Origin of the sequence: Tidjanibacter massiliensis, from assembly GCF_900104605.1 — a bacterium.
Classification (GTDB): Bacteria; Bacteroidota; Bacteroidia; order Bacteroidales; family Rikenellaceae; genus Tidjanibacter; species Tidjanibacter inops.
The window spans coordinates 894,456-904,979 of sequence record NZ_LT629960.1; the positions used below are offsets into that span (position 1 = coordinate 894,456).

At 43.4% G+C, this 10,524-nt stretch carries 14 protein-coding genes and 1 pseudogene; 7 read left to right on the plus strand and 8 right to left on the minus strand.

Features of this window, described 5'->3' with window-relative positions:
• Positions 1-23: 23 nt before the first annotated feature.
• From BQ5361_RS04955 to BQ5361_RS04985, 7 genes and pseudogenes are all read left to right on the plus strand, one after another.
• The gene (locus BQ5361_RS04955) at positions 24-884 is read left to right on the plus strand and encodes a hypothetical protein (protein ID WP_071424959.1); all 861 of its coding nucleotides are present in this window, start codon (positions 24-26) and stop codon (positions 882-884) included.
• Positions 881-1,342 carry a hypothetical protein gene (locus tag BQ5361_RS04960; RefSeq protein ID WP_083389230.1) on the plus strand — a complete coding sequence of 154 codons (462 nt, stop codon included), beginning with the start codon at positions 881-883 and terminating at the stop codon, positions 1,340-1,342. The genes BQ5361_RS04955 and BQ5361_RS04960 overlap by 4 nt, the downstream gene beginning before the upstream one ends.
• A gap of 205 nt (positions 1,343-1,547) precedes the next feature.
• Positions 1,548-2,027: a hypothetical protein gene (locus BQ5361_RS04965; protein ID WP_071424960.1), complete on the plus strand. Its 480-nt coding sequence runs from the start codon at positions 1,548-1,550 to the stop codon at positions 2,025-2,027.
• 18 nt (positions 2,028-2,045) lie between these two features.
• The gene (locus tag BQ5361_RS04970) at positions 2,046-2,486 is read left to right on the plus strand and encodes a hypothetical protein (RefSeq protein WP_035474595.1); all 441 of its coding nucleotides are present in this window, start codon (positions 2,046-2,048) and stop codon (positions 2,484-2,486) included.
• Positions 2,487-2,497: 11 nt separating this feature from the next.
• The gene (locus BQ5361_RS04975) at positions 2,498-3,037 is read left to right on the plus strand and encodes a hypothetical protein (RefSeq protein ID WP_035474592.1); all 540 of its coding nucleotides are present in this window, start codon (positions 2,498-2,500) and stop codon (positions 3,035-3,037) included.
• Between the two features lie 161 nt (positions 3,038-3,198).
• Positions 3,199-3,348 (plus strand): annotated as a pseudogene (locus tag BQ5361_RS10320) (helix-turn-helix domain-containing protein); the annotation flags it as partial.
• 3 nt (positions 3,349-3,351) lie between these two features.
• Positions 3,352-3,657, plus strand: coding sequence for a helix-turn-helix domain-containing protein (locus tag BQ5361_RS04985; RefSeq protein WP_035474587.1), 306 nt, complete (start codon positions 3,352-3,354; stop codon positions 3,655-3,657).
• Between the two features lie 69 nt (positions 3,658-3,726).
• On the opposite strand, the gene BQ5361_RS04990 is transcribed toward BQ5361_RS04985, so the two are convergent.
• From BQ5361_RS04990 to BQ5361_RS10585, 8 genes are all read right to left on the minus strand, one after another.
• Entirely contained in the window at positions 3,727-5,007 is a 1,281-nt protein-coding gene (locus tag BQ5361_RS04990) for a site-specific integrase (RefSeq protein ID WP_071424961.1), read from the minus strand.
• Positions 5,008-5,222: 215 nt separating this feature from the next.
• Positions 5,223-5,684, minus strand: a complete 462-nt coding sequence (locus tag BQ5361_RS04995) for a hypothetical protein (protein ID WP_143047508.1) — start codon at positions 5,682-5,684, stop codon at positions 5,223-5,225.
• A gap of 661 nt (positions 5,685-6,345) precedes the next feature.
• Positions 6,346-6,846 carry a hypothetical protein gene (locus tag BQ5361_RS10575; protein ID WP_022062692.1) on the minus strand — a complete coding sequence of 167 codons (501 nt, stop codon included), beginning with the start codon at positions 6,844-6,846 and terminating at the stop codon, positions 6,346-6,348.
• Between the two features lie 784 nt (positions 6,847-7,630).
• Positions 7,631-8,107 (minus strand): hypothetical protein, encoded by a 477-nt coding sequence (locus BQ5361_RS10580; RefSeq protein WP_143047509.1) that lies wholly within the window; start codon positions 8,105-8,107, stop codon positions 7,631-7,633.
• A gap of 92 nt (positions 8,108-8,199) precedes the next feature.
• Positions 8,200-8,595 (minus strand): hypothetical protein, encoded by a 396-nt coding sequence (locus tag BQ5361_RS05005; protein ID WP_143047510.1) that lies wholly within the window; start codon positions 8,593-8,595, stop codon positions 8,200-8,202.
• Positions 8,596-8,875: 280 nt separating this feature from the next.
• Positions 8,876-9,385: a hypothetical protein gene (locus BQ5361_RS05010; RefSeq protein ID WP_046445518.1), complete on the minus strand. Its 510-nt coding sequence runs from the start codon at positions 9,383-9,385 to the stop codon at positions 8,876-8,878.
• A 32-nt stretch (positions 9,386-9,417) separates the two neighbouring features.
• Positions 9,418-9,852 (minus strand): hypothetical protein, encoded by a 435-nt coding sequence (locus BQ5361_RS05015; protein WP_071424964.1) that lies wholly within the window; start codon positions 9,850-9,852, stop codon positions 9,418-9,420.
• A gap of 120 nt (positions 9,853-9,972) precedes the next feature.
• Positions 9,973-10,449: a hypothetical protein gene (locus BQ5361_RS10585; protein ID WP_143047511.1), complete on the minus strand. Its 477-nt coding sequence runs from the start codon at positions 10,447-10,449 to the stop codon at positions 9,973-9,975.
• Positions 10,450-10,524 lie beyond the last annotated feature (75 nt).

Genomic DNA, 10,524 nt, shown 5'->3' on the forward strand with positions numbered 1-10,524 from the left:
ACATAATGTTGTAAGAAACGATTATGGCAAGCTACATATTATATACATATCAATTCGCACCAATTATAAATGATGGAGCTAATTTGTTCCAACCTATGCCCGAGGTTGAACAACGTATGGAATCAAAACAAACCTATTTGCAAGAAATACTATTAAATGCAAACTTCAAATTTAATAGCAAAAGAGAAGGTGTCTTTGAGCATCAATTACGTTATAACAGTAATGGAATTATTATATTGAAACTTGCAAATAATAAGCAACTTAGTCTCGAAGAAAATTTTAAAAAGAAAAAACATCATTATTCTCCGAGTTGTTTTGTTATTATTGATAATCGTCAAGATGTACAACATATAGCTATAGAAGATGATCCTACTGCCTTTTCTACAACGGATGTCGTCCGTAACATAATGGAATACTCTTTGAAAAAAGCATTAAAAACTTATGGACTAACAATATCAATAAAAAAAGAATATCAGAAAACAGAATTTTGGCAGCTCCTAGAGCAATATCCCAAAGGGGTATCTATGGTTAGATTTCACTTCTCATATCCTAATTTACCGCGAGTTTCCGAAAGTATCAATGCATTAATTAGTAATCAAAGCAAAATTACGAATAGTAAAAGTACGACATTTGAGCTAAAGTCGTCAGATTCTGAACAACTGTCATTATCAAATGATAATGAAGAGTTGAATGGTTTAGTTAATGCGTCTGCTGATAGTGGAAATGTCATTACTTTGAAAGTAAAAGGTTTACGTAGATATGTAAAAACAGGAGAAACGACAAAGAAAATTGAAATTGACGATCTTGAAGTACAAATGCAAAGCGATAATTTATTTCAAAATAGATTTGAGAAAATTGTAGAGCTACTTAATGCTGCAAAATGATGAATCGAGTAAATCAAATTTTTAGATATATCGGATATTTTTCATTATCACTTCTAATTGGCTGGTTTTCTAATTATAGTGGTGATAAAACAGATTTTATTTTGCAAATCAGCCATAATATAATACCTTTGTTAGTTACCATATTAGCTTTTTATGTAACAATTCTTGCACTAATTTTGAAAGAACTTGTAGTTTTCAAAAATCAAAAAGGCGGCAATATAAAAGACGTATTACATAGCATGAAAAAAGATTTGATAATAGAAATGTCATTAATTTTTGTTGCTTTTCTTTGCTATACTGTTCGCGGTGCAATCAGTAGTGTTATATCTACAGAATGCATGCAATGGATAACTATTTTATCAAATAGTGTCACTGTATTCACTTTTATATACTTTCTATTGTTGATTTTTGATTCAATTGTCGGTTTGTGGAACTTAATAGAAGAGAATAATAAATAGTAAATCCTTGTGTTCGTTTAAGGATTTTGCGTATTTTTGCATAAAGAGTTATTTGACAGTCAAACATAGCGAAACGTTGAAAACTGCACGGTCTCTTAGTCGTTACCGCTACTTCTCAAATAATTTGCTAAAAGTTTATTCTTCAAACGATTGTGTCAAACCGTTGAAAATCTAAAATATAAAACATCATAAATATTGAACGAATATGGATGAACAGAAAACAGAGGAGTACAGCTACCTAATGATAATGGATGAAACGTGCAGAACGACACGACTGATTCCGAACGAAGATTTTGTCGGGGATGTATGCCGGGAATTGGACCGACTGACACCGGGACAACCGGTATCAGACCAGCTGATGATACACCTTGTATCGCCGTCTCCGCTGCCCGAACTGACACAGGATAATGCCGGTCGCTATATGAAAGACATAACTCCCAAGCTTGATGACCACACAATTAAGATAGCTGCCGCCGTTTCGCTGAAAGATGCAATGTATGCTCTTGAACACGATATTCCGATTACCCAAATGGCGGAAAAAAGCAAAAGACAAACCCTTCCCGAAGATTATCGGCAGGCCATCGACGGGTATGGTGTGGCAGCGCCCGATCTGCGGGAAAAGGTCGCGCAGCTACGCCGCGAGGAAGGGGAAAAGACAGTCTTACTGCTCTCTATTGATACCTGAACGCACGAGGCATGTAATATGAAGATGGATGCCCGAAAGAATTTCGTCGATTTCGTGAACGAGGAGCTGCGGCGTATCGAACCGGGAAAACCCATACCGTATCTCTCGTTCCAAGCAATAGAACCCGATCAAATGGCGTTGGTGGGGCTGCAGCAACAGGATAGGCAGATAAATATCGCCCATATCAAGGGTGCACCGAAACAGTCGCTCTCGATAATTGATATCGTAGGATGTCAGCAACAGGGCTTGAATCCGCTGGACCCGGTGGATGTGGAGTCGTTTCGCCGCCAGACACTCGGCTCTCCCCAGAAATTGAAACAACTTCTGGGGCTTCTGAACTGCGCTCCCGAGTCATTACAGCTCAAAACATCGCATGACAGCACCCGGCAAACACAGGAACAGAACCAACGACATGTACCCCGACAGGAGTCTGCCAAGCATAAAAAGGTCACCATTTAATCTGCAAACTTATGAAAGAGAACAGGGTACAAGCCACCGACGGCGGCAATGCCGGTCAGGTATATATGATGGCCGTATTCGATACGATGGAACTGCTGCGCCTGGAGAGCGGCAGCAACAAGGACTACCGTACCTTCATCGACGAAGAACTCCGGCGTGTCATCCCCGGAGAGCCCGCTCCCCAACGGGCATTCATACAGGCCGAGGTCCCCGACATCGAGGGCTTCGGGCGGATGGCGCCTCGCAGCCGGGATTTGAGGCAGGCTTTGTCTGCCGTAAGAAATGCGGACGGCATCATCCGGCGCATCGTGACACTCAACGAAATCATCGGATGCTGTCAATGCGGATTGGACCCGCTGGACCCTCATGATTTGGAACTGTTCTACCGGCACATGGAGCGGGAGCGTGTGCGCACGGGAGTCATCCGGGCCATACATCGCGTTCCCGACCGCCTGACCCTGCAAGGCAGGGGCCGGTACGCGGCTTCTGCAGACCGGAGAAACATTCCCCCGAAAAATCCCGCACCCCGGAAAAAAGGTCCCGGCATTTAGAATTTGTTTAACGCTAATATTTATTACGGATGGATTTCGTATTGATTGAACAAAAGGCGTACACGGAACTGAAAAACCGCCTTTCTCGTCTTTCGGTCGCAGTGGCCGATTTCAAACAGAAAACAGCCCCGGCGACACCTGAAAAATGACTCGACGCACAGCAGGTCTGCCAATTGCTCGACGTATCCAAACGCACATTGCAGATATACAGGGAGAACGGAACACTGCCGTACTCCACCATAGGCGGAAAGTATTACTACCTTGAAGCGGACATCGCACGGATTTTGGAACAACGTAAAAATCAACAGTAGAAGATGGCAAACATGATAACGGTAGATTCTGAGGAGTTCCGAGAGCTTATCGGATGGGCCGACCGAATCGAACAAAATATCGCAGAGGCGATAAAGCGAATGCGCCCCACCATTGCGGATGAACATTACATGAACAGCGAACAATTGGCCGACAAACTGCATATCACGACCCGCACCTTGCAGAAACTGCGCGACGAACGGACGATTCCATTCACTTCCGTGTGCGGAAAGTTTCTGTATCCCGAGTCTGGAATATATGAGGTACTTCGGAAAAACTACCGCGATTTCAAGACCTGGAAGCGTCGGTAGCCCGTGTTCGGTAACATGCAACACCCCCGGAACAATTCGTTCCGAGGGTGTTGTCGTGAAAAGGCCCCGTTATGCCCCCTTTTTTACGTAATAGGATTTGTATGGCTTCGGAGGCTGCGCCTCTTGCTGCAAAATGAAAGTATCGGACAGGTGCTCCTCCAGACGCCTCATGTCGTTCTTCATCTTCGAGGCCGTAATCTTGGCATAAATCTCCGTCGTAGTGATGTGTTTATGGCCCAGCATCACGGACACCGTCTTCAACGGCACATCTTTGGCCAGAGTAAGCGTCGTGGCGAAAGTATGTCGCCCGCAATGCGTCGAGAGATTCTTGTCGATGCCCGCCCGGGATGCGAGTTTTTTCAGCGTTTTTATCATGCTGTTGCAGTCCTTGACCGGAAAAATCCGGTCTTCGGACAATTTACCCGGATAACCCCGGTATTGCTCGATAAGCTGTAACGGAATTGGCAACAGCTGTATCCGGTACTCCGTACCTGTTTTTTCCCGCTTGGCATAGATACAGGGTACACCCGCTTCATTGACGATAATATCCCGATAACGCAGATTACGAAGATCGGCATAAGCCAAGCCGGTGAAGCAGCAAAAGATGAACATATCCCGGATGGCCCTTTGCCGATGGTACCGGAGGTCCAGAGCCATCAAACGACAAATCTCATCGTCCGTAAGACGTGTCCGCTCGGCCGGAGCGGGACGGCAATGAAAGTCCAGAAAAGGGTGATGCGAAACCCAATGCTTCGCAACGGCGATGTATAATACGCATTTGAGCGATTGAATCCGGTCGAACACGGTAGTCGCATGATAACTCCTGACTCCCAACATCCATTGATAATAGATTTCGATAAATTCGCTGTCCAATTCCTTGAGCAATATATCTTCCCGATATTTGTCTTTCAGAAACGACGCCAAACACTTACGATCATTCGACAATTTATCGTAAGTGCCTTGCTTATGACCGATACCTATATCCTGTTGGACTTGTTGTAATCGGTAATCATAGGCTTCGAGCAGCGTTTTGTTATCGTCCCCGAAACCATGATAGGCATCTTTAACACGCTGGGCTGTCACATAATCGGTTTTCTCGCATAAAAGACGATAGTGTTTCTTCAACCGATTCTCGATGTCGTCGAGGTAGTCGTTAATCTCGATGATACGCGGATTCTTCGATTTCTTCGGTCGATTCGCCGCCATATCCCAACACTCTGCCGGGACAGTCATTTTGCAACTGAAAGCTGTCTGGGTGCCATTGACCGTGATACGACACATGACTGGGTAGCCATCGGCCGTCAATCTACTCTTTTTCAGATAGAAAAGAACCTTGAATGTACTTCGCATAACTCAATATTTTTTATAACACAAAAGTAATTGATATTGAGCTATTTAGAAATGAGAAGTTTTGCGAAACAAGCTGAAAAACAGACGTATATGCCTAACGCTAAAATGGGTCACGATTTGGTAACGAAACAACGTCCATTATCCGCATTTTTTGTGCTGAAACTAACTGATTATAGATTTTGACAAACAAACAAAATACTGATAATCACGTAAATTCAACACTCTTTTTCCCTCCTTAAAAATGGATGCAACCATAAATATGATTCATCAAATACATCGCCATCAAGATAGGCATATGACTGAGCCCACATCCATGTTAAGACCTTCTCTGTACACAAATCCCAGATACACCTGCTTCCATCATCGTCTTTACACTCTTCCCTGCCTTGATAGACCTGCCTCCGATACGCTCCATTCGTTCTTACCATAAATTCTACCTTATCCAAAGACACTTGTACGAGCTGTGCTTTACGTGTTTTCAAATATAGGTCCGTATCGAACCTACACACAACCGTTACAACAATTCTCAATGTATCCTGTACACAAGATGTACTTATCTCGATTTCAGTATCCCAAGAATCCCTATTTACAATAACGGGTACAGCAACATTTTGTGCCTCAATAATTCCTCCCGCACTTATCATAACGTACAAAAGCAACAAGAATATTTTTTTCATAATCTCTGCAACGAACGGCACTAAAGCAATGAATATCAAACGTAAAAGAAACACAATAAAAAGGACAACGGAAAGCTATGACAACTTTCCGTCTTTTCCTTTCTCAATCAGGGAGCAAATGGACGGTTATTCTAAACGACCATTGCATCGTATAGCGCGGAAAAAGATATTCCCTATCCTTAATCTCAGCATAAGGTTGATGCCACATCCATTCGACTATCGTATTCTCACATAATCGCCAGATACATCTGTCCGGATACCGTTTTCTGATTTCCGATTCACTATAATAACAGGTTGGCCATCGCCCTTTGCGTTTCCGGCCGTCCATATACCCCTCAATGAATTGCAGGCGCACATCTGTAGGTCGGGGCTGCCGACTGATATCCCGCAAATCATTATCGAAAACGACCGAAACAACTACGCCAACATCGGTAGGCCGTTTGACACAGGAGGTGTGTAACTCAAGTGTCTGGTTCTTAATACCAGTGATAAACATAGGTATCTTCGCATCCGACTGTCCGAAGACACTCATACACGATACTCCAACAACAAATAGCAACAAAACCTTTTTCATGCTATTACACTTTCCTATCAATAGCAATATAAATTGTCCATCCCTTTAAGCAGTCTATCTCTCACCTCAGTTTTATTTTACCATATCCTATCTGTTCCAAGAAATCTTTTGCGTCATAGATGCTGGAATTAAATACAAAGGGAAATAATACGTCCTGTCAAAAGGCACTCTTTTCAACTCGTCATATTCATCGTATTCATTTCCGCTCAGGTCATCGTACGACTGATACCACATCCACCTAACAACTTCTCGGGCACACACATCCCAAATACAACGCACAGAGTCTGGCGGCATGTCATAGCGGTCATACTTAAGATACCGCACCTTTCCCGAACTATCTTTGACATTAAGTGCCAAAGAGGAGAACGTAACGCTGCTGAGTTTGACCTGTCGTGTTTGTTCAAAAAATTCGGCATTGAAACGTAACGTGACACCTACCCATACACGAACGGTATCCTTCACACAAGAGGAAACCAACTCCACTCGGTTATTCCAGTCTCTATGTATAATCACCGGAATATCATCCGGCCGAGAAAAGGCACATTGTCCGAATAACCCCAATACAAATACCAGCAATAATTTCCTCATAGGCTCATCTTTAGAACATACCCGTTTAAAATACCGGAAAGCATCATAATCTTTCCGGTTGAACGCATGATTACTTCCGAGGCATCAGGTAGAGCGTGACGACGAATGTCCACCGTTTTGTATTTTCCGTAAAGACATAATCCCGACATTCGATAACTGAATACGGTTGATGCCACATCCATCGGACTATCGTATCCTCACACAGTCGCCAAATACAACGGTCCGGACGTTTTCTCGTTATTTCGCTTTCGCAACGATAAATGACCGGAGACGCTCCTTTTCTTCGTCTGCCCTCCAGATACCCTTCTATGTAGCTTAACTCCACATCTATCGGATGGACCTCCCGGTCAATATCATGCAAATCACTATCAAAAGTCACCGCACTCCAACCGCTACCTTAGTCGGCCGCCTTACGCATGAAGTCTGCAGCTCCACAATGTGGGTTCGCATGTCGCTGATGAATACAGGCACGCCACCGGATTCCGATTGTCCGAACAGAGGAAAAAACGACAAACAAAAAAACACCGTGTACACTACCTTTTTTATCATACCCTACTCATAGCAATACTAGTGACAGCCATTGTCCCGCAATCTCCGGAGACGGCATAAAAGCCATTAAAAACACCGAGACGCATACCAACAGAACAACACCGAACCGCTTCATGGCCGTATCAAAGTTTTTGTCTCTAAGATACGAAATTACCCATAAAAAACATCCGGACAGAACAGTCTCTGTCCGGATGCCCGCACGAATATGCAATCAAACATACGAAGCCATTAGGACTTACTCCCGCTTATTATTATCCGGAACCAAAGTCACAAAAAAATAAATATTTACGGTCCTACTCTTATCGAAAAAATAGCGGAAAGCAGTCGGATAGGACTGCGATAACAGCCACGGCTCAAGCTTTTGGGTACAAAAATTCAAGATACGCCGACGTCGACGACCTAGATATCTATCGCTTTGTAGTATACAAATACATTTGCCCTCTGCTGAATAATAACTAACGGATGTCAACTGAGCCCATACAGGCTCCATTTCCGTGGCACAATCCTCTATTTCCGAGGCAAAACCTACGCTAACACTTACCCTAATTTTCAATTCATCCCTTACAAACGAAGCCGGAATATCCATCACACTGGTGTCTGCAGGGGCGAAATAGTTATAGGCGAGCGGCGGCATGGTACCTTTGTCCGAATGCTGCGCAAAACCGAAAGAAGAACACAATACTGCGACAAAAAACAATAACAGCTTTCTCATAAACTCCAGAATAATCTGTAAATTAACCGAAATGACAAAAACCGCCGAACGAACGACCGCTACGCCCGGCGGTAATGACTGCCTAAACTTCTCTATTCCTCAACGCGATGATAATCAAATACCAAAGGAGACAGCGTATACCAAAAAGTCACTCGCAGCACATCATTATTGATGATACGAACAGTATCGGTAAGATGTTCATACTTATTTGTTAGCAAGTTTATAGGAGCAGTCTCCAACGGGACTACTCGAATCGCATCATCCCCGACACGCTGCCAGATACCTTGGTGCGGCACGTAACCAGACTCATCATAAAATTCAAACGTTCCCCGACCATGCAAAATCAAACGAACTGGTGCAATAGAACGTTTACTTTGTTCAAAGGTACCTTGAAACGGCTCAGAAGGAGGTTCGGTACCCATGCCCATGCAAATACCGATGCCCATGCACATTGACATGAACGTCAAAAACAATACTTTCGTTACCATATGAATCCATCATTAAAAACATTTTCCATAACATCTTTCATCGGAGTATCCCCCCAATTTCCATATTGTTCTCTAATGCTTCTCCTCTCACTATGATAAGCACCCAGATACTCATTCCAGGTCGAATTGATGAATATATGGATGGATGACTACTACAAGATACGAATTTATTTGCAACAAATATCGGGGCAGAAAATTTCTGCCCCGATACGAAAAATTCAATATAACAGACTGATATCCACCACATTATTATTCGCTATACAGATGCCGAATATACCGGTCAATTTTCTTGCCGCCATGATGGCAAACACTGAGTGCGCTCAAAACTGTCATCCCATGAAGGAGCCTTATTTTCTTTATAATATTTCTCATCGGAAATCCGGACGAGCGTATCAATCGGGACACGCGGACGACGTCCATCAACCTGAATCAACGTATCTCTGTTCTTAATCCAATAAACCCACTCATAGGAATGTTCCTGACCGAAAGCACATGAATCGGCAAGTCTATCCACCGGCACAATCTCCCTTAAAATAAGGTACTTCCTCTTAATCTGCCATCGGCCATAACGACTGCCGTGAAAAGAAGCGTCACGAGAACTCATATGAAACGTCGTATCCTGACGCAAATCAAGTTTACGAAAAAACACATATCGCTTTAACAAATCTTGCTGTTTCTCCATACAAACAGATTCATACTTGCCAATCATATCCAGCTGAGACGGTTTAAACGCCATCAACACTATCGGCACACATACCAACAAGACCAAACCGAATCGTTTCTTTATCATTCTTTCTAAGTTCTTGTACTTTTACCGGCTTGTTACAACCCATCACCCCACGGAGAAGCTTCATAATACCTCTCATCGGATATCCGGACAAGCGTATCAACCGGAACCAACTGACGTTGACCGATAAACCGAATGAGCATATTCCTGTCTTTAATCCAATAATACCATTGACGCAGGCGATTCCCACTACTGACACATAATGGAATATCTTCCGGAACCATCTCCGTTAAAATCAAAAACTCACCCTTAATCTGCCATTTACCATAATACGCCTCCTTAGCCGACTGCATCAGAAACGTCGTATCTTCTCGCAAATCCACTTTACGAAAATCGGCATAGTTCGTCAACGGGTCATGCCATTTCTGTATGCAGATGGACTCATACTTGCCGACCACATCCGGAGACGGCATGAAAGCCATTAAAAACACCGAGACGCATACCAACAGAACAACACCGAACCGCTTCATGGCCGTATCAAAGTTTTTGTCTCTAAGATACGAAATTACCCATAAAAAACATCCGGACAGAACAGTCTCTGTCCGGATGCCCGCACGAATATGCAATCAAACATACGAAGCCATTAGGACTTACTCCCGCTTATTATTATCCGGAACCAAAGTCACAAAAAAATAAATATTTACGGTCCTACTCTTATCGAAAAAATAGCGGAAAGCAGTCGGATAGGACTGCGATAACAGCCACGGCTCAAGCTTTTGGGTACAAAAATTCAAGATACGCCGACGTCGACAACCTAGATATCTATCGCTTTGTAGTATACAAATACATTTGCCTTCAGATGAATAATAACTTACGGATGTCAACTGAGCCCATACAGGCTCCATTTCCGTGGCACAATCCTCTATTTCCGAGGCAAAACCTACGCTAACACTTACCCTAATTTTCAATTCATCCTTTACAAACGAGGCCGGAATATCCATCACACTGGTGCCTGCAGGGGCAAAATAGTTATAGGCGAGCGGCGGCATGGTACCTTTGTCCGAATGCTGCGCAAAACCGAAAGAAGAACACAATACTGCGACAAAAAACAATAACAGCTTTCTCATAAACTCCAGAATAATCTGTAAATTAACCGAAATGACAAAAACCGCCGAACGAACGACCGCTACGCCCGGCGGTAA